The sequence below is a fragment of the Mesorhizobium sp. M0778 genome (genome assembly GCF_040320105.1).
Taxonomy (GTDB): domain Bacteria; phylum Pseudomonadota; class Alphaproteobacteria; order Rhizobiales; family Rhizobiaceae; genus Mesorhizobium.
Genome location: NZ_JAMYPA010000003.1, coordinates 299175 through 325180, shown reverse-complemented (window position 1 = coordinate 325180; position 26006 = coordinate 299175). Strand labels below are relative to the sequence as shown.

31 protein-coding genes are annotated in these 26006 nt (G+C 61.6%); 17 read left to right on the top strand and 14 right to left on the bottom strand.

The features are described from left to right. Positions 1–64 precede the first annotated feature (64 nt). The 8 genes from NKI22_RS07260 to NKI22_RS07225 form a co-directional block, all read right to left on the bottom strand. Positions 65–1261 carry a glycosyltransferase family protein gene (locus tag NKI22_RS07260; RefSeq protein WP_352482311.1) on the bottom strand — a complete coding sequence of 399 codons (1197 nt, stop codon included), beginning with the start codon at positions 1259–1261 and terminating at the stop codon, positions 65–67. Continuing rightward, positions 1258–2502 carry a glycosyltransferase gene (locus NKI22_RS07255; RefSeq protein ID WP_352958326.1) on the bottom strand — a complete coding sequence of 415 codons (1245 nt, stop codon included), beginning with the start codon at positions 2500–2502 and terminating at the stop codon, positions 1258–1260. Before NKI22_RS07255 ends, NKI22_RS07260 begins: the two co-directional genes overlap by 4 nt. A 1-nt stretch (position 2503) precedes the next feature. Then, positions 2504–3718 carry a glycosyltransferase family protein gene (locus NKI22_RS07250; protein ID WP_023716538.1) on the bottom strand — a complete coding sequence of 405 codons (1215 nt, stop codon included), beginning with the start codon at positions 3716–3718 and terminating at the stop codon, positions 2504–2506. 103 nt (positions 3719–3821) lie between these two features. After that, the gene (locus NKI22_RS07245) at positions 3822–4238 is read right to left on the bottom strand and encodes a hypothetical protein (protein ID WP_352493877.1); all 417 of its coding nucleotides are present in this window, start codon (positions 4236–4238) and stop codon (positions 3822–3824) included. Between the two features lie 344 nt (positions 4239–4582). Further along, a complete protein-coding gene (locus NKI22_RS07240) occupies positions 4583–5101 on the bottom strand; it encodes an SRPBCC domain-containing protein (protein WP_352715975.1) in 519 nt (172 codons plus the stop codon). After that, complete coding sequence (locus NKI22_RS07235) at positions 5082–5444, bottom strand: ArsR/SmtB family transcription factor (RefSeq protein WP_352715972.1); 363 nt, start codon at positions 5442–5444, stop codon at positions 5082–5084. The genes NKI22_RS07240 and NKI22_RS07235 overlap by 20 nt, the downstream gene beginning before the upstream one ends. A 103-nt stretch (positions 5445–5547) precedes the next feature. Then, positions 5548–5901 carry a hypothetical protein gene (locus NKI22_RS07230; protein ID WP_023716542.1) on the bottom strand — a complete coding sequence of 118 codons (354 nt, stop codon included), beginning with the start codon at positions 5899–5901 and terminating at the stop codon, positions 5548–5550. 261 nt (positions 5902–6162) lie between these two features. Continuing rightward, positions 6163–6450, bottom strand: coding sequence for a winged helix-turn-helix transcriptional regulator (locus NKI22_RS07225; RefSeq protein WP_245278483.1), 288 nt, complete (start codon positions 6448–6450; stop codon positions 6163–6165). 194 nt (positions 6451–6644) lie between these two features. Here NKI22_RS07225 and NKI22_RS07220 point away from each other — a divergent pair, with 194 nt between their 5' ends. Beyond that, the gene (locus NKI22_RS07220; protein ID WP_352810401.1) at positions 6645–7499 is read left to right on the top strand and encodes an SDR family oxidoreductase; all 855 of its coding nucleotides are present in this window, start codon (positions 6645–6647) and stop codon (positions 7497–7499) included. A gap of 55 nt (positions 7500–7554) precedes the next feature. On the opposite strand, the gene NKI22_RS07215 is transcribed toward NKI22_RS07220, so the two are convergent. Next, complete coding sequence (locus tag NKI22_RS07215) at positions 7555–9615, bottom strand: N,N-dimethylformamidase beta subunit family domain-containing protein (RefSeq protein WP_352493881.1); 2061 nt, start codon at positions 9613–9615, stop codon at positions 7555–7557. A gap of 197 nt (positions 9616–9812) precedes the next feature. On the opposite strand from NKI22_RS07215, the gene NKI22_RS07210 reads away from it, so the two are divergent. The 9 genes from NKI22_RS07210 to NKI22_RS07170 all read left to right on the top strand — a co-directional run bounded on the left by NKI22_RS07210 (position 9813) and on the right by NKI22_RS07170 (position 18838). Further along, a complete protein-coding gene (locus NKI22_RS07210) occupies positions 9813–10586 on the top strand; it encodes an SDR family NAD(P)-dependent oxidoreductase (protein ID WP_023716546.1) in 774 nt (257 codons plus the stop codon). 80 nt (positions 10587–10666) lie between these two features. Then, positions 10667–11989 carry a histidinol dehydrogenase gene (gene hisD, locus NKI22_RS07205; protein WP_352482878.1) on the top strand — a complete coding sequence of 441 codons (1323 nt, stop codon included), beginning with the start codon at positions 10667–10669 and terminating at the stop codon, positions 11987–11989. A gap of 15 nt (positions 11990–12004) precedes the next feature. Beyond that, positions 12005–13027: a zinc-dependent alcohol dehydrogenase gene (locus NKI22_RS07200; protein ID WP_352791308.1), complete on the top strand. Its 1023-nt coding sequence runs from the start codon at positions 12005–12007 to the stop codon at positions 13025–13027. 31 nt (positions 13028–13058) lie between these two features. Continuing rightward, positions 13059–13790, top strand: a complete 732-nt coding sequence (gene hutC / locus NKI22_RS07195; RefSeq protein ID WP_352937251.1) for a histidine utilization transcriptional repressor HutC — start codon at positions 13059–13061, stop codon at positions 13788–13790. 215 nt (positions 13791–14005) lie between these two features. Next, on the top strand, positions 14006–15007 hold the full coding sequence (locus NKI22_RS07190) for an ABC transporter substrate-binding protein (RefSeq protein ID WP_352547393.1): 1002 nt from the start codon (positions 14006–14008) through the stop codon (positions 15005–15007). A 97-nt stretch (positions 15008–15104) separates the two neighbouring features. Further along, positions 15105–15902, top strand: a complete 798-nt coding sequence (locus NKI22_RS07185) for an ABC transporter permease (RefSeq protein WP_245278504.1) — start codon at positions 15105–15107, stop codon at positions 15900–15902. Positions 15903–15912: 10 nt separating this feature from the next. Then, positions 15913–16695, top strand: coding sequence for an ABC transporter ATP-binding protein (locus tag NKI22_RS07180; protein ID WP_352493882.1), 783 nt, complete (start codon positions 15913–15915; stop codon positions 16693–16695). Positions 16696–17094: 399 nt separating this feature from the next. Continuing rightward, entirely contained in the window at positions 17095–17463 is a 369-nt protein-coding gene (locus tag NKI22_RS07175; RefSeq protein WP_352547395.1) for a YciI family protein, read from the top strand. A 118-nt stretch (positions 17464–17581) separates the two neighbouring features. Continuing rightward, complete coding sequence (locus NKI22_RS07170) at positions 17582–18838, top strand: RNA polymerase sigma factor (protein ID WP_352715960.1); 1257 nt, start codon at positions 17582–17584, stop codon at positions 18836–18838. A gap of 64 nt (positions 18839–18902) precedes the next feature. Here the strand turns inward: NKI22_RS07170 and NKI22_RS07165 are convergent, their stop codons facing one another. The 4 genes from NKI22_RS07165 to NKI22_RS07150 form a co-directional block, all read right to left on the bottom strand. Further along, entirely contained in the window at positions 18903–19310 is a 408-nt protein-coding gene (locus NKI22_RS07165) for a PIN domain-containing protein (RefSeq protein ID WP_352715958.1), read from the bottom strand. Further along, entirely contained in the window at positions 19300–19530 is a 231-nt protein-coding gene (locus NKI22_RS07160; RefSeq protein WP_023676182.1) for an AbrB/MazE/SpoVT family DNA-binding domain-containing protein, read from the bottom strand. Before NKI22_RS07160 ends, NKI22_RS07165 begins: the two co-directional genes overlap by 11 nt. A 100-nt stretch (positions 19531–19630) precedes the next feature. Beyond that, a complete protein-coding gene (locus NKI22_RS07155; protein WP_352482869.1) occupies positions 19631–20056 on the bottom strand; it encodes a type II toxin-antitoxin system VapC family toxin in 426 nt (141 codons plus the stop codon). Next, on the bottom strand, positions 20056–20298 hold the full coding sequence (locus NKI22_RS07150; protein WP_352493885.1) for a type II toxin-antitoxin system Phd/YefM family antitoxin: 243 nt from the start codon (positions 20296–20298) through the stop codon (positions 20056–20058). Before NKI22_RS07150 ends, NKI22_RS07155 begins: the two co-directional genes overlap by 1 nt. 199 nt (positions 20299–20497) lie before the next feature. On the opposite strand from NKI22_RS07150, the gene NKI22_RS07145 reads away from it, so the two are divergent. The 5 genes from NKI22_RS07145 to NKI22_RS07125 all read left to right on the top strand — a co-directional run bounded on the left by NKI22_RS07145 (position 20498) and on the right by NKI22_RS07125 (position 22977). Continuing rightward, positions 20498–20821, top strand: a complete 324-nt coding sequence (locus NKI22_RS07145; RefSeq protein ID WP_023716560.1) for an ArsR/SmtB family transcription factor — start codon at positions 20498–20500, stop codon at positions 20819–20821. Continuing rightward, positions 20818–21228: an SRPBCC family protein gene (locus tag NKI22_RS07140; protein WP_352715955.1), complete on the top strand. Its 411-nt coding sequence runs from the start codon at positions 20818–20820 to the stop codon at positions 21226–21228. Before NKI22_RS07145 ends, NKI22_RS07140 begins: the two co-directional genes overlap by 4 nt. A 74-nt stretch (positions 21229–21302) precedes the next feature. After that, entirely contained in the window at positions 21303–21695 is a 393-nt protein-coding gene (locus tag NKI22_RS07135) for a VOC family protein (protein ID WP_352958322.1), read from the top strand. Between the two features lie 320 nt (positions 21696–22015). Next, complete coding sequence (locus NKI22_RS07130) at positions 22016–22486, top strand: DUF1801 domain-containing protein (RefSeq protein WP_023716564.1); 471 nt, start codon at positions 22016–22018, stop codon at positions 22484–22486. An 89-nt stretch (positions 22487–22575) separates the two neighbouring features. Beyond that, positions 22576–22977: a DUF1801 domain-containing protein gene (locus NKI22_RS07125; protein WP_352482862.1), complete on the top strand. Its 402-nt coding sequence runs from the start codon at positions 22576–22578 to the stop codon at positions 22975–22977. Here NKI22_RS07125 and NKI22_RS07120 read toward each other — a convergent pair whose 3' ends face one another. Continuing rightward, positions 22978–23886 carry a dihydrodipicolinate synthase family protein gene (locus NKI22_RS07120; protein WP_352715950.1) on the bottom strand — a complete coding sequence of 303 codons (909 nt, stop codon included), beginning with the start codon at positions 23884–23886 and terminating at the stop codon, positions 22978–22980. It lies immediately after the preceding gene. 265 nt (positions 23887–24151) lie between these two features. Between NKI22_RS07120 and NKI22_RS07115 the strand changes: the two genes are divergently transcribed. Then, the gene (locus tag NKI22_RS07115) at positions 24152–25234 is read left to right on the top strand and encodes a Gfo/Idh/MocA family protein (protein WP_352715947.1); all 1083 of its coding nucleotides are present in this window, start codon (positions 24152–24154) and stop codon (positions 25232–25234) included. 11 nt (positions 25235–25245) lie between these two features. Continuing rightward, a complete protein-coding gene (locus NKI22_RS07110) occupies positions 25246–25905 on the top strand; it encodes a ThuA domain-containing protein (protein ID WP_352493889.1) in 660 nt (219 codons plus the stop codon). The last annotated feature ends 101 nt before the right edge of the window (positions 25906–26006 follow it).

Genomic DNA, 26006 nt, shown 5'->3' with positions numbered 1-26006 from the left:
GCGTCGCACGAAACTCACCAGACGCGACGTGCGTTAGTCCTACTGAGTCAGTAACGCAGTAGGACTAGGATCTATCGTCTGTTTGATCATGAGCTTTTCCGAAACCGGGCTCCACTTTTAGGGACCATGTTCGATACCGCTCGTGCAGGATTTGCGCGGAGCGACGCGCGCCTTCCAGATCGAGACGATGCGCGGATGGCGTCGGTCTCACAAGCGCCTGTTCGATCGCTTGCGCCAAACCTTCAGGCGTTAGGTCCTTTTCCATCAGCACCGTTGCAAGACCGAGTTCTTCGAGCATCAGGGCGCGAACCGTCTGTTCGGTTTCCCCGCCGGCTGCAAATGGAACGAGCAGGGAGCGACAACCCGCGCGCAGGACATCGCAGACCGTGTTGTAACCCGCCTGCGAGACTGACAGGCGGGCGCCTGTCAGCAGGCTGGCGAAATCCTCGCGGAACCGGAAGATGGACAGGCCCGGCGTGGCATCGCGTGCGATCGCGTCAAATTCGTCTTTCGGCAGGTTTGGGCCGGTGATCAAACACCATTTCCGAGCGTTGTTGGCATTCCGCGCCGCTGCGATCGTGGAGCTGACAAGGCTCTTTCCGGCAGCCCCGCCGCCAACCGACACCAGAACGTCGAAGCGCTCGGAGGCCGCGGGTGAGGGCGGCGCGGCAACGAGCCCTGTGTAGGTGACCTCGGCCCTGATCGTCCCAGCCAGCGGAAATGTCTTGTCGATGGTTGCGAAAGCCGGATCGCCGTGGACCATAACAAGGTCGAAATGCCTGTTGATGAGATCGACCGTTTCCTCGTTTCGGCCCGGCTTGACGCGCTCCTGAAGGATGTCACGGACGGACGTCGCCAGCAGCGGTCTGGGCGACGTCGCGTCGATGGCCTCGATCAGCGGCAAGAGTTCGAAACGCATCTGTCGGCGTCCAAATGGAAACGCCTCGAGAATGACGATATCAGGCCTGCAATCCCGGAATGCCTGCAGCAGCATCTCTGAACGCCATTTCTTGAAATCATCGTCGATCGGGTTGCCCTCCAGGTCGACAAGTCCGGAAAATCCTTCATCACCGGAGGTGACAGGTGGCAGGATTACAGATTTTACACCGAGTCCCGGAAACCCGGCGATCGGCGCTCCGCCGGTCACGACGGTCACGTCAAACCCGTCATCGACCAGAGCCGCCGCAATGCGGCTGGCGCGCGCAAGATGGCCGATGCCGAGCAGGTGCTGGACATAGAAGAAAGCGCGCAGCCGCTTCATTCGGCGGCCCGCCACTCCCGCTCGAACAGTTCCTTGAGCTGTCCAATGCTTGCCATATGATCGAAATTGCCGCGCACGCGCCGCTCTGCGGCGTCGCCGAGGCGGGCGCGCAGTACGGGATCACGGATCAGGCGCTCCAGCGCCTGTGCCAGGGCAATTGGGTTTTCCGTCGGAACCAGCAGCCCGGTTTCATCCGGCGATAAAAGCTCCGGCACGCCGGAAATATCGGTCGACACGCAGGCAAGCCGCTGGCTGGCCGCCTCCACCAGAACATTCGGCAGACCGTCACGATCGCCATTTGCGGTGATCCTGCAGGCCAGGGCGAAGATGTCGGCGCGGCGGTAGTGCTCAAGCACTTCCTCCTGCGCAAGCGCGCCTTTCCAAGAGACGCGACCATCCAGTCCGAGCTTTTGCGCCAGCGCCTTGAACCGCTCCAGTTCCTCGCCGCCGCCGATATGCTCGAAACGCCACGCCAAATCACCGGGCAACAGGGCAAGGGCCTGCAGCAACGTATCGTAACCTTTCTTTTCAACGGCGCGCCCGACACTCAGAACGACAACCGGTTCGTCCGGCGCCGAGCCGTCATGCTGCTTTCGCGCCTCGCCGAAACTGCCGAAGCGATCAAGGTCGAGCCCATGATAGCTCAGATGTATAGACGAGTTGCCGTTAGCGAGTTTTTTCAGACGGTCGAAGCCGGTTTTCGTGCAGGTGACCGTCCAGCGCGCCGAGGAAAGCTTGCCGGCCAGATCCCAGTCCGCCGAAGTCCAGATGTCCTTGGCATGGGCCGAGCAGGTCCAGGGCAGGCCACGAAGCTGGCTGGCATAGCGCGTCACCGATGCCGGTGTGTGCGCGAAATGTGCATGCAGCCAGCCCGCGTCTTCCGGCCATTCGGCCGCCAGCACGAGCGCTTGCCCGAAGCGGCGCGCGCGATTGCGCGTAAAGTCGTGGGGGAGATCGGCAGCCAGCGATCCGAGCGTGCGCCAGAAGCACGGCCGCAGCAGATAGGCAAACAGCGAGCGAAGCACGCGCAGCGGCTCTTCATGCAGATATTCCGGCAGATAATGGACCGGCGCTTTGATCTCGTCATGCACGGGGTGGCGTTTTTCGTCGGTCGGCCGCCTGAGCGCGACGAGTATCAGGTCGAACCCTGCACGCTCCAGACCGAGCAATTCCTGCGCGATGAAGGTTTCGGACAGCCGCGGATAGCCCTTCAGAACCACGACGATCTTGCGATGTCGCAACTCAGGTCATTCCTTCAATGACCGAAAGGTGATGGCCGGCCCGCCGGTCGAGCAGTTCCGCGACGATTTCGGAAATATGAGGCAGCCCTTCCAGCGTCAGATGCGGATTGCTCTGTGATGGGTGGGGCCGGTCCGGCAGCGCCACCAGTGCATCGGCAAACCGCTGGGAATCCTTGGCTTCCTCCGGCAAAAGCATCTCGATGAGGCCAAGTTCGGCTGCGCGCCGAGCGCGGATCAGTTGTTCCTGGCGGGGCTCGACGCGCGGCACGATCAGCGCCGGCTTGTCGAAAGACAGTATCTCGCAATAGGTGTTGTAACCGCCCATCGCCACTACCGCCTTGGCGCCGGCAATCAGGTCTTCCATGCGGTTGTCGAACTCGATGATCTTGATGTAGGGGATCTTGGACCCCTTCTTGAGCAGCTTGTTGCGCTTGCGCGCCGGCATGTAAGGCCCAAGCACGATCAGGGCCCTATGCTGCAATTGCGGATCCTGCTGATAGGCATCGATGACGTCGTGGATCAGTTCGGCGCCGTCACCGCCGCCACCGGTGGTAACGAGGATATAGTCGCCCTCGGGCCGGTGGCCGGGCAACTCGTTCCGCTGCAGGCTCCGTTGCAGGAAACCGACGAACCTCATCTTTGCCCTGACAGCCGGCGGCACATCCAAGCCGGTCAACGGATCGTAGAAATCCGGCGGGCCATAGGCCCAGACCTTGTCGTAGAACAGGCCTATCTTGCGCATCACATCCCTGCGTGCCCACTCTGCTTCGAGCAGATGCGGCGCATCCATTACCTCGCGCAGGCCAAGCACGAGAGTGGTGCCCCGCGTCTTGAGGTAGGACAGCGTGTCCTCGATCTCACCGCGCAGGCCGAGCGGTTCCTTGTCGACGATGAAGATATCCGGCCGGAAGGTCTCAGCTGTATGGCGGATGATCGACTGGCGCATCCTTAGCGTCTCATGCAGATCGATGTCCTTTTCCAGCGAGGTGTATTCGCCGTTGCGCAGCTTGATGACGCTGGGGATCTTCACGAAGTCGACACGGGCGCGGTAGTCGAAGGCGCCAGCGATAGTCGCACCCGAAATGATAAGCACCTGAAGTCCGCGGAAATCCTCGACCAGCGAATGCGCGATAGTCCGGCAGCGCTGCAAATGGCCGAGCCCGAACGTGTCGTGGCTGTACATGAGAATTCGAGCGTTTTCTGCGTGCTGGGTCATTGTTGAACGTCTCTTAGAATTCTCGCTTTGAGGACCGTGAGCGACCCGCCGGCTTCGAAACCATCCTGGTTTTGAAACATGAGGCCGCGATTTTCAATTTGTATTACTTCTGTGGAATGCCTGTCAGATAACTTTCTGATTGCCTGAGTCCGAAACTAGATGGATTGGCGAATATCGCCTCGGCGGGAGCGGGTCGAGACTCCCTGTTGTTGTTTTGGGATGGATCGAAGGGGAAAGCGGTGTCCAAAAGATCGGCAGAAGTCATCGCTCTTGATTCCAATAAGGCCTCTCCGAACTTGATTGGTTTCCGAGCGGTGAAAGCGAATTCCGCTATCCTGCGCATATAGTCAATTGCTTGATCGGTATACGAAAGGACAGGGTCACCGGGCGTCGCACGGCGCATGTTGTTGTAGAACTCATTTCGCGCGCCATTGCTCTCGGTCTTGGGGGACCAAAAGTGCTGCCCATCAATCTCTTGACGGGCGGTCTGATTATGATTCACCGACCAGAACTGAGCCATCTATCGCCCAAGCTAGCCGGAATTTCGGCAGGAATCGAGTGGACGCCAGCGCTCACAACACACCGCCTGCGGCAGAGTGTGTGCAACACCGGTTACTTGTCGATCGCTATGGCCTCTGGCTAATGCCTTAGCTGGGGCGGTGACGGTCCTTTTTGAGACGACCTGAGCGCGTCGCCGAACGTCGCGAGGTGCGAAAATCACTCGATTGGTCCCGATAGTTGGCGAAACCTCAATGAGTTTGATGATTGGCCTCGTAGGTTCACAGAGGGCGGCGACGATCTCGTCGGGGTTCTCTTCCGCCTAGTTGAAGATCCAGGCTGCCGACCGGGAGATCGACGACTTCATCACCGTCGCACGCTCGCGCCTAGCGTGACGAGAAGCTCGTCCAGTTGCTCGAACGTCTCGCCCATCGCATCCGCCGCCCCGGTGCCGGCAGCGTCGAGAGCTTCCTTTGAGGGATAGAGCTCGTGCATGACCAGCAGCGTCTTGCCACCTTTTTCCTCGAAGGTCACCGTGGTGATGGGTCCACCGTCACCACCTTCGTCATTGGTCCAGACGAGGCGCGAGTGCGGTGTCACTTCGATATACCTACCGAAGAACTCGTCAGGGTTTGAGGCATCGTGGCCGAATACCAAACGGTACCTGCCCCCGACACGAACATCCATCTCGCAGGAACGCAGGAACATGCCCATCGACTTCGGTGCCCACCACCGCATGAACAGCTCGGGCTTGGTCCAAGCCTCGAACATGGTGCGTGCCGGCGCGTCAAAGGTTCGCGTAACGACCAGCTCCCGGTCGGACTTCCGTTCCACCATCGTGCGGTTCTGCATGGGGGTGGGCTCACTAGCTCTTGTTTCGTCCATCGACTTTCTCCTTCCGTTTCAATTCCTCGACAACCTTGTCCAACTCGTTGAAGCGTGCGTCCCAGAGCTGGCGGTGCCTCTCGATCCATGCCGCCTCTTCCTCCAGTGCGCGTAGGCCAAGCTTGCAGGTCCGCACGCGCCCAACCTTCTCCGTGGTGACGAGCCCCGCCTTCTCCAAGATGCCGACGTGCTTCTTCATGCCCGTGAGGGTCATGTGGAACTTTTCGGCAAGGTCCGTGATCGAGGCGTCTGCTCGTCCGAGTTGCTCCAAAACGCCGCGCCGGGTGGCGTCCGAGAGCGCGGCGAATGAGGCATCGAGGTGGGGCATTAAATACTGAACCATATGGTTCAGTATTTAACAGACGGGCTGGCGGCGTGCAAGCGGAGGCCGAGTGGGCTGCGTTGCCGGCCGCCCCTTCTGGAAATCGCAAGCGATTAGCGGATGTTCAAGTCGGAGCAGGGTCGGTGAGGAAGGGCATGATGTCCACGCCGTCTCCTGGGAAGACGGTGAAATGCGGGTGGTTCTCGAACAGGCGGGCGGCGGCATCGATGGTATCGGCCTCGACGACAATATAGCCGCAGAAAGGGTTCACGGCGTCGGCGATGCCGTCCCTGGTAACGCGCCTCGTCTTACCGACCATGCCGCCGCGATCGGGGAAAAATGCGGCATTTCTCTCCTCCCAGTCCGCCCACAGCTGTAAGCCGACGGCATCAATCGTATCCTGCTCGGGCTTAGGCAGGCTGCGAAAGCGGGCGAGGTCTTCGGGCTTCATGGTGTAGACGGCAAGAAAGCGGGGCATGCGGCGGTTTTTTCTTCGTGCTGGCAGAAGCATGCTAGCTTAGACTCCTGGTGGGCCCAAGTCACTGCGCATTACCACCCTTTGGCGCTCCGTATCTTTCAGTCCGAAATGATGACCCGAGGCTAAGGTTGGCCATCTATTTTGAACGCTGACCTGGGCGGGCGGAACTGCTCCACCACCAGATCAACACGCACATCAAGCGTCATCCTCGCTGTTAAGCGCAGGCCGAAAGTAGTGTCGACGCCACAAACTCGCGATTCTCTAAAGAACAGAATCACCGAGCAGCAGGCGCGACCCGACCTCCACGATAGACCTGATAGCCGGCAGCAGCTCCTGCCCCAACGAGGTCAGCTCATATTCCACCGTCGGCGGCGAGGTCGCCATCACGTTGCGACCGAGGACGCCGCGCTCCTCGAGATCCCGCAGTCTGCTGGTCAGTACCTTCGCCGAAACGGCTGGGATATCGCGGCGGAGTTCCGAGAACCGACGCGGGCCTTCGCTCAGGGACCAGAGCACCTCGGGTGTCCAGCAGCCGCCAAGCAGCGCCATGCATCTCGACATGGGGCAGCCGGGGGGAGCCTTCACCTTCTTTCGCGCCTTGAGAACCATCGCACACCCTTCTCGAGGAGTTTCCAGTTGGTTACCGGAAAATGGCGGTAACCGCAAGATACGTGGTTTCCAATGGTAACGATGGCCGCTATTCGAAGGCTCTCCAATCACACAACCACGAAATGGACTGAACGATGTATGCAATAACTGGAGCAACGGGACAGCTTGGCCGTCTCGTGATCGAGGCACTGCTGAAGACCATTCCCGCCGACCGGATCGTCGCGGCGGTTCGCAATCCGGCAAAGGCCAGCGATCTGGCGGAGCTCGGTGTGATCGTAAGGGAGGCGGACTACGACCGTCCCGACACGCTCGCCCCGGCCTTCGCCGGCGTCCAGAAACTGCTACTGATTTCGTCGACCGAGGTCAGCGGCCGCCTGCCGCAGCATCGGGCGGTGATCGAGGCAACCCAACGCGCCGGAGTTTCGCTGATCGCTTACACCAGCATGCTGCATGCCGACACGTCTTCCGCAACGCTCGCAATCGAGCACCGGCAGACGGAGGAGGTCATCGCGGACTCGGGCGTTCCCGCCGTCATCCTGCGCAATGGCTGGTACACCGAGAACCATCTGCTGGCGCTTCCGGCGGCTCTGGAGCACGGCGCCTTCGTCGGCGCCGCGAAAGACGGGCGTTTCTCGTCCGCAGCGCGGCGGGACTATGCCGAGGCCGCAGCCGTGGTGCTGACGACCGACGACCATGCGGGAAAGACGTACGAGCTCGCCGCAGACCAAGCCTTTACGCTCGCCGAGCTTGCGGCGGAGGTCTCGCGGCAGTCGGGCAAGGCTATCGCCTACAACGATTTTTCCCAAGCCGCCTATCAGGATGTGTTGGCGGGGGCCGGGCTGCCGGCCGACCTCGCTGCGCTTCTGGCCGATACCGACGCCGCAGCCTCACGCGGAGCGTTGTTCGATGACGGAGGCGTCCTCGGGCGGCTGATCGGTCGTCCGACCACTTCGATGCAAAGCCTCGTCGCGGCCGCATTGCGCGGTTGAAGGCTGGGCTCAGCGACTTGAGGATGCGGTCTTTCTCGTAATGAGACCAATCAGCTTATCGATTTTCTCGGCCGGGTTCTCCTTTCGTCGCGCCGAGGCGGTTAAGCAGATTAAACGTGATCCTGCCGACATCGTTCATGGCGCCTGCGGCTGGCAGCGCGCCGCACCAGGCAACCGAGCTTGCCGAAAAGATCAAGCCGCCTGCTGCGAGCTTTCGCAGGGTCATTTCGGCGCAGCGGCGGGCGATGCGTTGCGTATCCCCGCCCTCGCACCAGCGCGTCGGATCCTGGAAGAAGCTGTCGGGAAATCCCGTCGCACGCGCGATCACGACGGTGTCCGCGGATGTGCCGAGGGCTGGATCCGTCGCATCCACTTCGTAGCCCGCGGCACCGCCCAGCACGATGCCGTCCGAACCGAAGGTCGCATTTTCAACGCCTTCGAACAGCCATGCGCATCCTGCTTCATGGCTTTCGTCAGTGCGCGTGAAGGGGCGTGCGCCTTCGAATCCCATCAGTGAGATCGCGCCACCGATCAGCGAGAATTCGCCGCGGCCACGGGAGCGGAGATAGCCGCCTGGTTCGTTGGTGATCGACAGCGCTTGTTCGGCGACCGGGCCGTCCCACGTGCGGCCGGCCTCCAGCGGCGAGCGCCGCAGCTCCATCAGATCGTCCTTGAAAGCCACAGTGGCGGCGAAGCCGTTTCCGCCGAGATAGGCGATGCTGCCGCCTTCGGCCACAAACTGCCGCAGCGCCTGCTCCATCTCGATCGACATATATTCGGGATGACTGCCGGTGACGACCGCTTGGTGTCCACGCAGACCGTCTATACCGCATTCGTGCAAATCATGATCGGTCATGACGTCAAACACGATTCCATTGTCGTGGCAGAATCGGAGGAAGTGCAGATCGACCGGCAAATTGTGTGGGCAGCCGCAGAGGGGATAATCGTAATCGTCCCTGAGCGTCACTTTCGGCTTTTTGTAGGAGCAGATAGAAACGCCGCTAAGGTCGGAGTGGTAGTCGTAAAGAGACTTCAGATTGTTGGCGACCGCGAAGCGATGTCCCCGGTCGTCGCTTTTCCATTCATAAAGATGATCTGGGAGATATTCGTCCGCATAAGCGAGATAGGTGGCCGTCGGCACGAGATACAACAGCGGCGACGAAACCTGTGATGAGGTGACGAAGAACACCACGCGTTCGTAGCTATCCTCCCATTCGATCTGGAACGCGTAGACGCCTGGGCGTGCGTTTTCAGGGATTGTCACGCAGTGCGATGCCGGCCACTCAAGCGGGCCGATGTCGTCGTCGTGGCAATGGATAGCGTCGTAGTGCGACGGCACGAAGCGAGGTTCGAAGCTCGATCCGTCCCAGCGTGCCGAAGTCATGCAGAAGGCTGGCTGATTGATCACATCGAGGAGCAGCGGATCTGCTCTGCCCGACGACAGGATCGGCTGCGTTGGTAACAGCGTCGGGAAATCCCAGGCAATGGTCCCCTGCGGTGTCTCGAGCCGGATCGCGGCAAATTTCGCGTTGAGGGTAGGTTCGTGGTGAGTAGCACTTGCGCCGAAATGGATGCCGTGCGCTTGAAGGTTCCGCGCAGGGCTGCCAAAACCTTCACGAAGTTCGTAAGGCGCGAGGAGATCATGCGATTTGATCCGCAGACGCGGCTGCTCCTGCCGCAGATCCAACTCGACAGTGAGCCACACACCAGTTGGCGCCTTCCTCTCGACAAAGGTTTCGCCGCCGATTTCCAGGGCAAATGCGCCGTCGCGGAGGCGCAGCCCGAGGGCGCCTGCTTCCAGGATCGTACGCGCACCTCCGTTGCGCGTGAGGAACAGCTCAAAACGAATGCCGTGGACGGCTTGTACTTTGGCCAGTTCGCCGGCTCGCACGAACAGGAACGACCCTTGGTCGAAATGCCGATGCCGTGGTTCACCCACCGCTTCGATGGACCAGGCCAGAAATTCCGGAGCCGGCTTGTCGAGTCGGCAAATTCGTGTGGCCTTTATCGGCCGATCGCATGACAGGCTGAGGTTGATCTGCTGGCCTGCTTTGGCACTCCAGGGGGTGGTATAACCAACCACGCTCATCGCGTCGTGGTCTACTGCGCGCTTCATCTATCCTCCCGATGAACTCCAGATGGGCTGCGGCGAACCGCGCAGACCGGTCCGATGCCGGCCAATACGCTGCCGCTCTGACAAGCAAAGTTCCGCATGGCGCACTACCGCCATGATGTACATGCTTGTATAGATAAGCTGCATTCGGATAGTCTCGACGCGATCGGTCCAAGCGCGACATTACCAAGGAGGATGACATGCGCAACGCATCTCTCTTCGACCTGTCAGGCAGGAAGGCGCTCGTAACCGGCGCAAGCCGTGGCATCGGGCGCAGCATCGCCGAGGCGCTCAGCGCAGCCGGCGCCGACGTCGCGATCACGGCGCGCAGCGTGGCCTCGCTCGAGGAGACGGTGGCCGCCATCCGCACTGCCGGCGGGGCCGCGCATGCCATCGCCCTGGACGTCACCGATGTCGACCAATGCCGGGCGGCGACAGCCGAGGCCGGCAGCCTGCTCGGAGGTCTCGATATTCTCGTCAACAATGCGGGTGTGGAAGAGGTCCGGCCCTCGCTCGATGTCGACGAGGCCTTGTGGGACAGGATTGTCGATACGAATCTCAAAGGCGCCTTCTTCTGCGCCCAAGCCGCCGCGCGGCAGATGAGAGACGCCGGACGGCCCGGCGTCATTATCAATCTCTGCTCGTTGACCTCCGAGGTCGGGATTCCCACGGCGGTGCCTTACGGCTCGTCGAAATCAGGCCTCCTCGGCATGACGCGGGCGCTTGCGGCGGAGTGGGCCGATCTCGGGATCCGGGTCAACGCCATCGCGCCTGGCTATTTCAGGACAGCGATGACAGACGTGTTCTACAGCAACGAGGCATGGCAGCAATCGATGCTCGCCAAGATTCCGCAGCGCCGTTTTGGTGATCTCTCGGACCTGCACGGAATCGCGGTGTTCCTCGCTTCGGATGCGGCAGCCTACATAACGGGCCAGTCCATTCCCGTGGATGGAGGCTTTCTCGCATCGATTTGAAGGCTTCAGGGACTGGAGACGTGTCCCAGAAGTGATCGACAAGCGCTAACCGTGATTGCGTACTAAGAAAAGGAGCCGCCATGTCTGACGTCAGCTTCCACCGCCTGTCATCCCTCAGTGTCGATCAGCGCGCCAATTTACTTAAACGCGCCGAAGGAGATCTGTCTTCCTTCATCGAAAAGGTCCGTCCAATCATCCAGGCCGTCAAGAATGAAGGTGACGCGGCCTTGCTCCGGTTTGCGCGCGAGCTCGACAAAGCCGATGTTGCCGACGGTGGACTGAAAGCTTCGGAAGCGGAGTTCGATGCGGCATTCGACAAGGTCGACAAGGATGTCGTGGAGAGTATCCGGTTTGGCATCGAGAACATAAGGCATTTCCACGAGGAGCAGCGCCCGGAGACGATGTGGCTCAAGGAAGTTCGGCCTGGCGCCTATGCGGGTGACCGATACACACCGATCGCTTCGGTTGCGCTTTATGTTCCGCGCGGCAAAGGCGCCTTCCCCTCGGTGACGATGATGACCTCGGTTCCGGCGGTGATTGCCGGGGTTCCGCAGATCGCGATCGTGACGCCTGCGACTTCGGATGGTTCCGTCGATGCCGCGACGCTGGTTGCCGCCCGCCTCGCCGGCGTGGAGACCGTGTACAAGTGCGGCGGCGCCCATGCGGTTGCCGCTGTCGCCTATGGAACCGAGACTGTGAAGCCCGCCGTCAAGATCGTCGGACCGGGGAGCCCGTGGGTAGTGGCGGCAAAGAGCGTGTTGTCCCCGATCGTCAACACGGGTCTCCCCGCCGGTCCGTCCGAAGCGATCATCTTTGCCGATGACAGCATCGACGGCGGCCTGGCCGCTCTTGACCTGTTGATCGAGGCCGAGCACGGGCCGGATTCGTCCGCCTATCTGGTGACGCACAGCCGCAAGGTCGCCGAAGCCGCGTTGATTGCGATACCGGAACACTGGTCCCGGATGACCGAACAGCGCGTGGAGTTCTCGCGCGCCGTGCTCACCGGAAAACGCGGCGGTATTGTGCTGACCGAATCGCTGGAGGACAGCTACCGCTTCATCAACGACTATGCGCCGGAGCATCTCGAGATTCTGTCAACGGAGCCATTTGCGCATCTCGGACGTATCACAGAAGCTGCCGAGATCCTCATGGGGCCGCATACCCCGGTGACCCTCGCCAACTTCGTCCTCGGGCCCAATGCGGTGCTGCCGACCAGCCGGTGGGCGCGAACCTTCGGACCGCTTTCTGTGACGGATTTCGTCAAGAGATCATCAGTCGGCTATGTGACCTCGGCCGCCTATCCGGAACTCGCACTGCATGCCCGCAGGCTCGCCCGTTACGAAGGGTTCAGCTCGCACGAGAACGCGGTTTCGGAGATCCGCGATCGCTATCTCGCCGGCTGAGCGGAAACGATGACGATGAGGGCGGCACGACTCCATGGACCCGGCGACTTGCGCGTCGAGAATATCGCCGCGCCAGGCGGTCCCGAGGTGGGCTGGGTGAAGCTGAGGGTCGATGCCGCAGGCATCTGCGGTTCCGATCTCCACAACTTCCGCACGGGCCAGTGGATAAGCCGGTCGCCTTCGACGGCAGGCCATGAACTGACAGGCACGGTGATCGCCATCGGCGAGGGCGTGGACACCGTAGCTGTTGGCGACCGAGTGGTCGCCGATTCCCGCTTCTGGTGCGGAGAGTGCGCGCAATGCCATGCAGGCAGGCGGCATCTTTGCTCGTCGCTGGGCTTTGTTGGCGAAATATGCGACGGCGGATTTGCCGAACAAGCGGTCCTGCCCGCACGCCTGCTGCACGTCGTCGATACCGCGCTTGACGAACGGGTCGCGGCGATGGCCGAGCCGCTGGCTGTAGCGTTGCATGCAGTGCGGCGTCTGCCGAAAACGGTCGGCTCCGTTCTTGTCGTCGGCTGCGGCACCATTGGCGGTCTTGCCGCGCTGCTGCTCTCTCGAACCTTCGCAGGTACCGTGCTCGTCGCCGATCGCAACCCTGGCCGATGCGCCCGGGTGGCGCGGGTGACAGACGCCAGCATCGTCGACTTGAACCGGGACGCCATTGCCGCGGCGACCGCGGATGCCCCCTTGCTCGCTGCCGTCGAAGCGACCGGCAGTATCGCAGTACTCTGCCAGCTGCTCGGCGTTCTCGATGCCGGCGGCACCGTTGCGATGGTCGGCATATTCCATGGGCGCCTCGATATCGATCCCAACATCCTGGTTGAACGCGAAATCACATTGCTGGGATGCCACGCCTTTGCAGATGAGCTTCCCGACGCCATCCGGATGCTCGGCGAATTGACCGAGCCCATGGTCGAACTGATCGACCGCGAGATCGGTCTGGATGATGTTCCCGCAGCCTATGAGCGGCTGTTGGCGGGGCAGGGCGATGGCTTGAAAACAATCATCCGGATGCGGTCTGCCGGGCGCGTGTGATTTCCGAACGTTGCCGGAAAGGATTTTTGAAATGATCTCTTTGCCCGACACCGCCAGCCCTCTTTACGAGAAGGTCAAGGACTACATCCTGACGAACATCGGAACGGGGCGATGGAGCAAGGATCGGAAGCTGCCGTCCGAAAATGAATTCGTGGCGACACTCGGCGTGTCTCGGATGACGGTTCATCGTGCCTTGCGGGAGTTGACCTCTGCGGGTTTTCTGATCCGGCTCCAGGGCGTCGGCACATTCATCGCGCCACCTCGACCGCAATCCGCACTGATCGAAATCAACAACATCGCAGCGGAAATTGTCGCGCGGGGAAACAGGCATCGCTCCGCGGTTATCGTCCTCGAAGAGATCATGCCGACAAAGGAACTCGCGCTTTCGTTCGAGTTCGCAAAGCGCGTGTCGATCTATCATTCCATTGTCGTCAACTTCGAGAACGACCTGCCTGTGCAACTGGAAGAGCGCTTCGTCAACCCGGGCCTGATACCCGACTATGACAAGCAGGATTTTTCCAGGACAGCAACCTACGACTATCTCATGCAGAAAACCCCGGTGACGGAGGTCGAGCATATCATTTCGGCGACCCCTGCCGATGCCGAAACGGCGCGGCATCTGGGCATCGATGCCGGCAGCTGCTGCCTGCTTCTGCATCGCCGGACATGGACGGGCGCCGTCGTTGCCACGATCAGCAAGCTGACTTACGTTGGAAGCCGCTACTCGCTTGGCAGTCGGTATTCTCCGTCCAAAAAAACCTGATCGCAGTGAAGCGATTCAGAGAGGTCTGACTTGTATATGCATGTATGTATTTAGCCTTGACATCCGCTGTTGCTGACGTTGAAGTGTCGTCGCACTTCGGTTGAACTGACGCTAAGATGCCGAGGCACGGTGCCGCAAGAGCAGAAGCCCGCATTCTCACCAGGCCGGATGTTTGGTTCAAAAAAAGCGGCCTGATCATCAAGGGGAACAAGACGATGCGTAACCTAGCAGGACAATTTCGGGCACTCGTTATGGTTGCTGCCGTCGGGTTCGCCCCGGCGGCCTACGCGGCCGATACAACCATTCCGGCGACGCCTGAGGCAGGAACATTCAAGATCGGCATCGAGCCATGGCTTGGCTACGGCCAGTGGCACGTCGCCGAAGCCAAGGGTCTGTTCAAGGCAAACGGGCTGTCCGACGTACAGATCGTGAACTTCGCCGAGGACAAGGACATCAACGCCGCCTTGGCCAGCGGCCAGCTCGATGCCGCCAATATCGCGACCCACACGGCCATGGGCATGGTTGCGGCCGGCCTGCCGGTGAAGATCGTGCTTCTGCTCGACGTCAGCATGACGGCGGACGCCATGATCGCCGGCAAGGACATCGCCTCCGTCGCTGACCTCAAGGGAAAGCAGGTCGCTTTCGAGGAAGGCACGACGAGCGACATCCTGCTCAAATACGCGCTGGCCAAGAACGGCATGTCCATCGCCGATGTCCAGCCGGTTCCGATGCCGGCGGCGGATGCCGGCAGTGCGTTGATCGCTGGCCAGGTGCCGGTCGCGGTTACCTATGAGCCCTATCTCACCGCGGCCAGGGCGCAGAACAAGGATGTCAAGCTGCTCTTCACCGCGGGCGAAGATCCCGGCCTGATCAGCGACGTGTTCGTGGTGCGCGATGAGGTGATCGAGTCGCGTCCCGGCCAGGTGCTTGCCATGATCAAGACCTGGGATGCGGCCCTGAAGGCCTACAACGCCGACACGCCCGACGGCCGGGCGATCATCTCCAAGGCGGTCGGTTCGAGCGTCGAAGACCTCAACACCGCCTTTGATGGCGTGCGTTACTATACTCTCGCCGAAAACAAGGATGCGCTGACGGGCGAATTTTCCACCAAGACATTCGCCGATGTCGAGGCGGCCGCCAAGAACGCCGGGCTGCTTCAGGCGGACGTGACGCCGGAGCAGATGATCGACCCGTCATTCGTCAAGGCCGCGAAATGACGAGGGCCGGCTCGCGGTGGTGACGCAAATGTCCGAGCAGCGTGCGACCAAGCCAAGCCCGTCTCACGCAGCACCGGGGCCGGTGACCAAACAGCCGATGCGCCGTCGCCGATCCTCCGGGATCGGCGCGCCTATCGCACGCTCGCGCTTCCTGATGATAGCGGTGGCCGTCTTTGCCGGCCTCGGCCTCGCCTGGTGGGCGGCAACGGGGCTTGGGCTGGTAAAGCCGATTTTCCTACCCTCGCCGGGAAGCGTGGTGACCCAACTCGGCAAGCTCGCGGGTGACGGCACGCTGTGGCTGGATCTCAGGACCTCGATATACCGTATTTCCATTGGCTTCCTCATCGCCTCGGCCCTGGCGATTCCGATTGGCGTGCTGATCGGCAGCTTCCGGACCTGGGAAGCGGCGATCGAGCCGCTTGTGGATTTCATCCGCTACATGCCGGTGGTCGCGTTCGTGCCCCTCTCCATCCTGTGGTCCGGGACGGGCGATGCGCAGAAGTTCCTGATCATCTTCATCGGCACCTTCTTCCAGCAGGTGCTGATGATCATGGACAATGTGAAGCGGGTTCCCGCTGATTTCATTGGCCTTGGCAGGACGCTCGGCCTGCCGGATCGCAAGATCCTGACGCGCATCGTGGTTCCCAGCGCCTTGCCGGGCATCTGGGATACGCTGCGCATCAGTCTCGGCTGGGCCTGGACCTGGCTGGTGTTGGCGGAACTTGTCGCGGCGACATCAGGCCTCGGCTACCGCATCACCGTGTCCCAGCGCTATTTCCAGACAAACACCATCATCGGCTACATCCTGCTGCTGGGCGTGCTTGGTCTCATCACCGACCAGGTCATGAAGGCACTGGGAAAAGTGTTGTTCCGGCAGGAGGGCCACGTGCAATGAGGCCGGGCCGATGAGTTTGCCCAAATTGGGGATCAAAGGTCTCCACAAGAGCTTCGGCACGGGCGCGCGGCGCACGGAAGTGTTGCGCGATATCAATCTCGATCTTGCCGACAACGAGTTCGTCTCGCTGGTAGGCACGTCGGGTTGCGGCAAGAGCACGCTGCTGTCGATCGTTGCCGGACTGCAGGATTTCGACGCAGGAGATCTTGCCATCGATGGCTCGCCGATCCTGCAGCCGGGTCTCGACCGCGGCGTCGTCTTCCAGTCCTACACCCTGCTTCCCTGGCTGACGGCGCAGCAGAATATCGAGTTCGCGCTCAAGGCCGCGGGTCATGATCGCGCGACCTGCCGCAGGATAGCACGCGAGCATCTCGATCTGGTCAAGCTCCCGCACAGCGCCAATCGCTATCCGTCTGAGCTTTCGGGCGGCATGAAGCAACGTGTGGCTATAGCGCGTGCTCTTTCCTATCGACCCAAAATGCTTCTGATGGACGAGCCCTTTGGCGCGCTCGATGCCTTGACCAGGCATCAGATGCAGGAACTCCTGACGCAGATCTGGGAGGAGCACAGGCTCACCGTGCTCTTCGTCACCCATGATGTGGAAGAGGCGGTCTACCTGTCCGACCGCATCGTTGTGATGGGGATCGGCCCGGGACGCATCATGCAGACCTTCAATGTCGACATCGAGCGCCCGCGCCGGGAAGAGGTCATGGAAACCCCGGCTTTCATGGATTTGCAGCGCAGCGTGCACAAGGCGATCCGCGAGGCTTCAAAACGTCCCGAAATGGTTTAGGCGGGCCACTCATGCGTGTCAGGTCCAAGAGCAGCGCAACGAACGCGGCTGGGCGCGGGGATCGTCTCGGAAGACGGAGTTTCAGCCGGATAACGCCTGATGCCGCTACGGATTGCCGATCACAAGCCGGTTCACAGGTTCATTCGCGGCCGTCTGAAGGGTAGCAGGAGCTTCGCCCGATCAACGCGTTCTTGAAACTCGTGTTCGAGCTTGTGACTCGGGCGCCCGTCAAGCGCCCAATCTCAATATCGCACCGTCGCGATTCCTGACCCGGAAGCGGCCATTGGCGTCCCGCGCCTCAACCGTCGAAAAAAATTTGCAGGACAATGTCGATTTCCTAAACTCCGTTCGTCGTTCCGATGCCGGCCTATGAGGCCGGCTCAAACAAGGAGACAGACGATGCGTGTGATGGTGCTCGTGAAGGCTACCGAGGACAGCGAAAAGGGCTTTCTCCCCACACCCGAGGCTAAGGAGGCGATGGAGGCGATGGGCAGATTTAACGACGAGCTGCGCAATGCCGGCATCCTGCTCGACGCCGACGGCCTCAAGCCCTCCTCGCAGGGCAAGCGCGTTGCGTTCGATGGTCCCCGCCGGACGGTCATCGACGGGCCTTTCGCCGAGACCCGCGAACTGGTCGCCGGCTTTTGGCTCTGGGAAGTCAAGGACATGGACGAGGCGGTCGCCTGGGTGAAGCGCTGCCCCAATCCCATGCCGGGACCGAGCGAGATCGAAATCCGGCCGCTGTACGAGATGGCTGATTGGCAATGAGAATCTGACGCCGGAGGTCACGGAAATCCATGACCGAACGCGCGAGAAGCTCAGCGGCAACCGAGACTGTCGGCCGCAATCTGCTTGCCTCCGTTATGGCTTTGGCCGACAAGGCAGCATGACTGCAGGCGAGACGCACCAGGCGATCGAAGCGATTTTTCGCATTGAACGGGCCCGGCTCATCGCGGGTCTGGTCCGCCTCGTGCGCAATGTCGACCTTGCAGAGGAGCTGGTGCAAGACGCCCTGGTCATAGCTCTGTCTGAATGGTCCAGGGCCGGCGTGCCGGCCAATCCCGGCGCTTGGCTGATGACGGTCGCCAAACGCCGCGCCATCGACGCGATCCGTCGCGACAAGATGCGCGAGCGCAAGCATGAAGAGATCGCGCGGGAGCTTGACGGCGAGTGCAACGGCGCGGCCGAGGTGATCGAAATGGCCATCAACGACGATCTTGGCGACGAGCTGCTGGGCCTCATCTTCACAGCCTGCCACCCCGTACTTTCGGCCGACGCCCGCGCGGCGCTCACGCTGCGTGTCATCGGCGGTCTGACGACGGACGAGATCGCCCGTGCTTTCCTGTCGAGCGAGGTGACGATCGCCCAGCGCATCGTCCGCGCAAAGAAGACGATCGGAAAGGCCGGGCTCAGCTTTGAGGTGCCGCGCGGTGCCGAGCGTGCGGCGCGTCTGTCCTCGGTGCTGGAGGTCATCTATCTCATCTTCAATGAAGGCTATGCTGCCACGGCCGGCGACGACCTTGTCCGGCCGGGCCTGTGCCTGGAGGCACAACGGCTGGGCCGTATGCTGGCGGGGCTGATGCCCGAGGATGCCGAAGTGTTCGGCCTGCTGGCTCTGATGGAAATCCAGGCATCGCGCCTGCCCGCACGCATCGGGCCGGACGGCGCCCTCTTGACCCTGACCGAGCAAAACCGCGCACGCTGGGACCAACTGCTGATCCGCCGGGGCCTTGACGCGCTGGCCCGCGCCGAAGCTCTCGGGGGCGATGGCCCCTATGCGTTACAAGCCGCGCTTGCAGTCTGCCATGCGCGGGCGCGCAGTCCGGCCGATACCGATTGGCCCCGCATCGCAGCGCTCTACGACCGGCTGCGAGCAGTGATGCCCTCGCCGGTGGTCGATCTCAATCGAGCGGTCGCCCACAGCATGGCCTTCGGGCCTGAGGCGGGCCTGCGGCTGGTAGACGAGATTGCCGGCGCCGCCGCCCTGCGCAACTATGCGCCATTGCCGGCAGCGAGGGGCGACTTTCTGTTTCGGGCCGGCCGGCTGGCCGAGGCCCGCGCCGAATTCGAGGCGGCGGCCAAGCTCACCCGCAACGCGCGGGAAGCGGCCTTTCTCCTCGCCCGCGCCGACGCTTGTGGTTGAAGCATCGCCCTCGGTGCCTGAAACGCCGCTCGGCAGGGCCGAAAGCCGCCTTCAATGAGCGAGATCAACCCGCAACGCGAAAGGGATTAACGATGCGCAAGCCATCGCCGAGCGCCATTCCGTGCTGCATATCCTCTGACAAAAGTGTATCGCAGCCAGCGTGAATCGCCGCGGACGCGATCATCGCGTCATAGGTAGAAAGGCTGTACCGCTCGGCGAGCCTCAATCCTGTTTCGTGGGTCTCGAGCGTGAGCGGATGAACCGTCAACAGGTCGCGCAGCGTGGTCAGCAGCGCATGCGTGTCGGTCCATGACATTTGCATCTTCCGACGCGCGACGTTGGCGAGTTCGTTGAGAACCTGCACGCTGATCGCCCCGCCAGCAGCGATGGCCGCCTCGGCCCGATCAGCCTTCGCCGTATCGCTTGACGCGATATAAAGTAGGACATTGGTATCAAAAAAACTAACGGGCATTCGCCTCGTCCCGATCGAATTTGAAGTCAGCGGGGAGCCGACCACGGAAGGCGCGGAGACGCTTCAGCAACTCCTCGCGCCCGGGCTTCCGCGCCACGCCAAGCTGGCGGGCGTCAGCGACATGGATTTCGATCTCATCGCCTTCCCTGAGTTCAAGCGCTTCGACCACAGCGGCGGGAAGGCGGACCGCAAGACTGTTTCCCCATTTGGCGACCTGCATGCCACTTCCTCTCCTAGATATACGCCAGGAGACATGTATATCCAGAAGTGGTCGAGATCAAGGCAACTTGGGATATATGCATTTGAAGGAGGAGCCTTGATCATGCCAGCAACTGCGTCGGCACGCCGAGTATCGGCCCTGCCTCGGCGAGCCGCTGGTCGAGGGTTCTCACCGTGGCGCCATGCTCGGATGCCGTCGCGAGGTGCAGGGCGTCGCCAGCACGAAGCCCGAGCGTATGCTGATCGGCGAATTTCGCGGCGACCCGAAAATGCCCGCCCGTCACCGGCAGCACGGTGAAGCTCTCGGCGACCAGCTTGTTGAACATCGCGAGCGCTGCTGCGCGCTGCTCCAGGTCAATCTGTCCGGTCCGAAGCTTGATCGCCATGGCGGAGGACATCTCGGTGATGGTCCAGTCGCTGATCACAAGTTGCGCTGGGTCCTGCTCCGCCAGCCAGCCCTGAACGCGCGCGGTCATGGCTTCGTTGGATAGCGCTGCTACGATCAGCGAAGTGTCGAGATAAAGCATCAATAGCGATCGCCATCTCGCATCGATCGCACCAGATCGGCGGCGGCCTGAGCCTGCAGAGGCATGGTTGCGGTCAGGGATTGGAGCAGGACGGCGTCGATCCGCCTGCGGGGGCGGGCCACGGCCGTGAGTCGGGCGACCGGCTTGCCACGCCGGGTGATGTCGATCGAGTCTCCAGCCTCGACCCGGTCGACGAGCTCGCTCAGATGTGCCTTGGCGTCCGCCAGATTGACCACGTCCATGTCACGCTCCTGACCATGTAGATGGTCATATAGCGCATCACGCTTGACGATTCCAGCGCAGAGTACGGCGAATGAGCAACTGGCTGCGTGAGCGAAGCAGGTGATCGCTCCTGTAACGAGAATTATGCCGCTTTCCGCTTGACTAATACATATCCCAATGGTTATACATCGATCAATAGCCGAAGGGTTATCGATCCCAATGCCAAACGCTCACGATGTACTCTTCAGAACGCTTGCCGATCCGACTCGGCGCGCTATTTTTGAGCGACTGTGTCGCGAAGGAGAGCAGACGGTCGGGGCTCTGACGGCTCAGGCCGGGATCTCGCAACCGGCCGTGTCGAAGCATCTCGGGGTTTTGAGGCAGGCGGGGCTGGTGCGCGACCGCCATGCAGGACGACAGACCCACTATAGCGCGCAGCTTGCTGCGCTTGCCCCCCTGATCGACTGGACAAGCCAGATGACCGGGTTCTGGCAGAGCCGGTTCGACGACCTCGAAGACCTGCTCAAAAGGATGGACCAGTGAACCGAACGTCGACCGAAACACTCTCCGTCGTTGTCGAACGGGAGATCGCTTATCCGCCCGAGAAGATCTGGCGCGCGCTCACGCAACCACACTTGATCGAGGAGTGGCTCATGAAAAACGACTTCAAGCCTGTCGCGGACCACCGTTTTAATCTTCACGCGGCCTGGGGCTCCGTCGAATGTCAGGTCCGGACGGTCGAGCCGAACAGAACGCTGACTTACACGTGGGATACCAAGGATCTCAAGAGTGTCGTCTCCTGGACCCTCACCCCCACGAGTACCGGGGTCCGCTTGCGCATGGAGCAGTCGGGCTTCCGGCCGGATCAGCAGCCTTACTTCCGGGGTGCCAAAGTCGGCTGGCCGAGGTTCTTTGACGATCTGGAGCAGGTTCTGGCGCGGACGGACTGAGGTCCGCGGGCGCTATTCAAGCAGGGGCTCTGTTACAGACCGGCAGATGGCGGGGCGATAATGGAGGCAAGCCAATGAAGATCAAGTTGACCAAAGTATACGTGGATGACCAGGAAAAGGCTCTGGGCTTTTACACCGAAACGCTCGGCTTTACGAAGAAGGCCGATTTCAGCAATGGGCCGTTTCGCTGGCTGACCGTCGCATCACCCGACGAGCCGGACGGTGCCGAGCTGCAACTCGCGCTCAATGACAACCCGGCCGCAAAGACCTACCAGAAAGCCATGTTCCAGCAGGGCCAGCCCGCGGTCATGTTCTTCAGCGGCAACATCATGGGCGACTACGAGCGTATCAAAGCGCGCGGCGCCGAATTCACCATGCCGCCGACCGAAGTAACCGGCTCGACCATCGCCCAGCTGAACGACGGCTGCGGCAATGTCGTTCAAATCACCCAGCTGGCGCGCTGGTAAGGCACGCGTTCAGTGGCGTGGCTGCCCGGCGGGAGTCGCCAAACGGGCCGCCGATCCGCTTCGGTTCGTCTTCAGAGGAGGTCTCAATGGATTGGAACAAATGGGTTCGGCAGATCCACCGCTGGCTGTCGATTATCTTTGCGGCGGTCGTCGCCGCTATCTTCATCAGCCTGGGAGCAGGCAAGGAACCCGCCTACTGGGTATACCTTTTGCCGCTGTTTCCGCTCGGCTTGCTCCTGCTTACCGGTCTGTACATGTTCGTGCTGCCTTACGCTCCCACTGGCGCAACGCAGGGGGCACCGGCGCATTGGAGTGAACGCATGGCCAACAAGACGTCCATCAGGTCATTGGCGGTCGCGAAGAAGCCCGCCGCCAACCCTGCCGCTGCCAAGCCGGTCCTCCTCGCAGGCGGCAACCCGCAGATAGCGAAGGCCGATGGCGACGCCCCTGTGCAAGCCTACATCGCGGCCATGCCGGGCTGGAAACGCGACGTCGGGCGCCGCCTCGACGCGCTCATCGTGCGCAGCGTGCCCAACGTGCGCAAGGCCGTCAAATGGAACTCGCCCTTCTATGGCGTAGAGGGTCAAGGCTGGTTCCTCAACTTCCATTGCTTCACAAAGTACATCAAGCTGGCTTTCTTCCGCGGCGCGTCGCTGCATCCTGTCCCTCCAGGCGAGTCCAAGCACAAGGACGTGCGCTACCTCGATATCCGCCAGGACGACCAGCTGGACGAAACTCAACTGGCCGCCTGGGTGAAGCAAGCCAGCCAATTGCCGGGCGAGCGAATGTGAGTGGGAATGCCAGTCATTCCCGCAAACCAGGTGCCGACTAGCGGTATTCATGTGACGGGCGAGCGGCAACAACCCTAGGGAAAGCGACAATGACGATGAAGAGTGGCTCGATGGAAGGAAATGCAGGCAACTCTCCCTCTCAGCTGATAGATGCGAGGATCAGCGAGCTGGGCGATTGGCGAGGCCAGACGCTTTCGCATGTCCGCGCTCTGGTCAAGCAGGCCGACCCGGAAGTGGTCGAGGAGTGGAAGTGGCGAGGCGTTCCGGTGTGGTCGCACGCCGGAATAATCTGCACTGGCGAGACCTACAAGAACGTCGTGAAAGTGACCTTCGCAAAGGGCGCCTCGCTGCAGGACCCTTCAGGCCTGTTCAACTCCAGCCTCGAAGGCAACACCAGGCGCGCCATCGATATCCGTGAGGGCGAGGCTATAAATGAGAATGCGTTCAAGGCGCTGATACGCGCTGCTGCCGCCCTGAACGCTGCCCGATAGTCAGCTCCGGCCGATATGGTCGGCTAGCGGGCCGAGAGCGGCGAGCAAAGCTTCGCCGCTGGTCTGCGTTGCATTCTCGTGCGGCGCGCGCAGGTTCAGCCAGCGCCTGTCGCCCGATCGTGCTGACAGGACCGCCTTCATCGCAGCGATGAGGCCGGCATCCTGGATGATTTTGCGGAACGCCTTGATGCCGGCCTCCGCGTCAGTAATGTCCTCTCCCGCCAGCGTTGCGTCATAGAGGGCCCGGATCGCTGCCGCATTCAGATTGACCGTCGCCGAGATGCACCCCGCAGCACCGTTGGCGAGGCCTTTCGTCAGCTGTGCTTCCGAGCTCGGAAACACCGCGACCTTTGGGGCTGCCGCAATGACCGCCGCGGTGTTGTTCCAGTCACCGGCACTGTCCTTGTAGGCCACCACGACATCGGGAAACGCTTCGCTCAGCCGGGCGGTCAGCGCCGGGCTCACCGGTACGCCGGAATTCTGCGGGATGTGGTAGAGGATCATCCTCATCGCCGGGTTCGCCACCCGTTCGATCAGCTCGCTGTAGTAGCGGGCCTGTCCGTTGTCGCCGGCGGCCGTATAGAAGAACGACGGCAGCACCATCACCCCGGCACAGCCGAGACCGACCGCATGCGCCGTCAGCTCGACGGTTTCGGCAAGTGCTGTGACACCGGTGCCGGGCATCAGATGGCTTGGCGAAATGCCGGCCTCGACCAGCCACTCCAGCGCTTGCATGCGCTCGCGCAACGAGACGGACAACGCCTCGCCCGTGGTACCGAACGGCGACAGGAAATGCGCTCCCTGATCCAGCACCCACTTGGCGTGTGATATCCAGAGGTCGCGGGCAATGCGGCCGTCGCTTTCGAACGGCGTCAGGATCGGTGCGATGGTTCCTTGTGGGCGGATCATGTGCGTCCTTCTACCGGTGAAAATCGGTGCAGTGCTCAACGCCGGCATCAAGAATGTCGAGCAAGCTACATGAAGCAGTGTTGCTGAGTACCGGGCGTTCGACCTCGAAAGCAAGCGGCTCGCGCATAGGCGCGCGATTGTGATCGGGCCGCGGTTCTGAGGCTCTCGAGGTAAATCCTTTTCACGGGACAACATCGCCTGGCCGAAAAGGGGGTGACAAACGAGTTCTGCTGTTTCATCAATGCCGCCTTTTGAGGAGAAGCCCATGCGGAGGATCGGTGTCGGCATCATTGGCTGCGGCAACATTTCAGACGCCTATCTGAAGGCGTCGCCACAATTCCCGGTGCTCGACATTGTCGGCGTCACCGACATCAACCGGACGGCAGCTGAGGCCAAGGCAGCGGCCTACGGCCTGGCTGCCATGCCGATCGAGGCGCTGTTAGCCGATCCCCGCGTCGAGATCGTGCTCAACCTGACCACGCCGCAGCATCACGTGCCGGTCGGTTTGCAGGCTGTCGGGCAAGGCAAGCACGTCTACTCCGAGAAGCCGCTAGCAACGACGCTCAGCGACGCGGAGCGGCTCGTCGCGGCCGCACGCGAAAAGGGCGTGCGTATCGGCTGCGCACCCGACACCTTTCTTGGCGGCTCCCACCAGACGGCGCGGCGGCTGGTCGATGAGGACACCGTTGGAAGCATTGTCGCCGGCTCTGCCTTCATGCAGGTGCCCGGCCACGAGCTCTGGCATCCCAATCCAGATTTCTACTATCAGCCCGGCGGTGGGCCGATGCTCGACATGGGACCTTACTATCTGACCTGCCTGGTCAATCTCCTAGGCCCGGTAAAGTCGGTGACCGGGCAGGCGAAGTCATCCTATGCCACTCGTACCATCGGTTCTGGACCGCGCCAGGGCGAAACCATCCAGGTCGAGGTGCCGACCCATATTTCCGGCCTGCTCGCATTCGAGAATGGCGCGGCGGTGTCGATCACCACCAGCTTCGACGTCTGGAAGCACGATCACAATCACATTGAGCTCTACGGCACCACCGGCTCGATGATCGTCTCCGACCCCAACCAGTTCCAGGGCGACGTCAGGACGAGCCAGCGCAAGGGCGACTGGACGGTGGCCGGTCAGATCCATTCCTATGGCGACGGCAATTACCGGGGCCTCGGCCTCGCCGACATGGCGCAGGCGATCGTCTCCGGCAGGCAACACCGCGCCAGCCTCGATCTTTCCCTCCATGTCCTGGAAATCATGGAATCGATCATCTCTTCAGCAGAGATAGGCCAGCGTATCGACCTCAGATATGGCTGCGCCCGGCCGGCGCCGATGCACGCCGATCTGCCCTAGGGAATAATGCGATGAGCAAGACGGCACTGATTTTCTGGGGCGGCTGGGAAGGTCACACCCCGGCCCGAAGCGCCGAAATCGTCAAGGAGATGCTGACCGGCAACGGCTTCGACGTGCGGCTGGAGCAGGGGACCTCGGCACTCGCCGATCCGCAACTGGGCAAGCTCGATCTCATTGTCCCGGTGATCACCATGTCGACGATCGAAAAGCCGGAGCTGCAAAACCTGACCAGCGCCGTCGGGGCCGGCACCGGCCTTGCGGGCTTTCACGGCACGATGTGCGACAGCTTCCGCAACGAGCCGGAATACCAGTTCATGACCGGCGGCCAGTGGGTCGCCCATCCCGGCAACATCATCGACTATCACGTCGATATCACCAGGCCAGACGATCCGATCGTGCAAGGCATCGATAGTTTCGCCTACCGTTCTGAGCAGTATTACATGCATGTCGATCCGACCAACGCGGTGCTGGCGACAACGACGTTTACCGGCGAGCATCTCGACTTCATCGCCGGCGTCGTCATGCCGGTCGTCTGGAAGCGCCGCTACGGCAAGGGCCGCGTCTTCTATAGCGCGCTCGGCCACACCGCCGATGAGTTCGCCGTGCCGCAAATGCGCACGATGTTCGAACGCGGCGCGATTTGGGCCAGCCGAAACTCGGACCTTGCGTAGCCGTTCGATCTGAACGCCAGGTGTCGTTGCAGTCTTTTCAAGGAGCAAAGCCGCCCCCGACGGTATCTCGCAGGGTCCCCGAACTGCAATCGATTGACTGC